The organism is Oleiphilus sp. HI0123, assembly GCF_001635315.1.
Window position 1 is genome coordinate 1 of record NZ_LWGE01000416.1, and the last position, 808, is coordinate 808.

Below are 808 nucleotides of genomic sequence, written 5' to 3' on the forward strand. Positions count from 1 at the left end.
ATTCACACTATTTGGAAGCACCGAAAGAGGCAGAGAAAAACTTTAACTTCATGGGACGTAGTCGTGTCAAAGAGCTGACCGATAACGTTCGAGGCATTGAGCAGAATACCTCAGTGGCAAAGTGTGCGGACTCAGGCCAGAAAACCGACAGAGAAGGCAATAAAATCTATTGCACCGACTTTTTGGCCTGTGTGCGATGTCGCAACATGGTTGTCACGAAAGAGGATATATACCGCCTTTTCTCGTTTTATTGGCTCTTGGTGTACGAGCGAGAGCAAATTGGCGCGAAACGCTGGAAGAAGTACTTTGCGCATATCATTCGTATTATCGACAACGAGATTGCGACGCAGTTTGATCCTGAGTATGTGCAGACCGTTCGCGCTGAAGCCGAAGCCAATCCTCATCCCGCCTGGAAGCATCGCCAACAGCTTGAGGGGGTCGCATGAGTCAGACTTTGATGGCGAGCGCAGTGGCGCATGGCAATACGATTAAACTGCATGCGTTGAGCGAGTCAGAGCGACTGACATTGCCTATCTCTTCTTACCGTCTAACTGACGGGCGTCATCAAGTGATCAGCGAGTATAAGGATATGACTTGGCGATATGAAGATGCACGCTTTACAAGCAGCACAAAGGACAGCAAAAAAAGCTACGCTTTGGGTCGCTGCCCGAGCGCTTTTTTCCTGCGGTGAAATTTGCGATCAAGCACTACGATCTGCAAAACAATCCAGGCGGAGGCACATTGGTTGAGTTTTTCAAAGCGATAAGGCAATTTTTAAGGTATCTCGACTCGCTGAACATCAAGTGCA

General features: G+C 48.4%; 1 protein-coding gene and 1 pseudogene. Both read left to right on the forward strand.

The window, feature by feature from the left end:
- Positions 1 to 446 (forward strand): annotated as a pseudogene (locus tag A3761_RS26850) (hypothetical protein); the annotation flags it as partial.
- On the forward strand, positions 443 to 691 hold the full coding sequence (locus A3761_RS03945) for a hypothetical protein (RefSeq protein ID WP_068552685.1): 249 nt from the start codon (positions 443 to 445) through the stop codon (positions 689 to 691). The pseudogene A3761_RS26850 and the gene A3761_RS03945, both read left to right, overlap by 4 nt.
- Positions 692 to 808 lie beyond the last annotated feature (117 nt).

Coding starts and splice junctions, on each gene's coding strand:
- A3761_RS03945 (WP_068552685.1), top strand. CDS start 443: ATGAGTCAGACTTTGATGGCGAGCGCAGTGGCGCATGGCAATACGATT.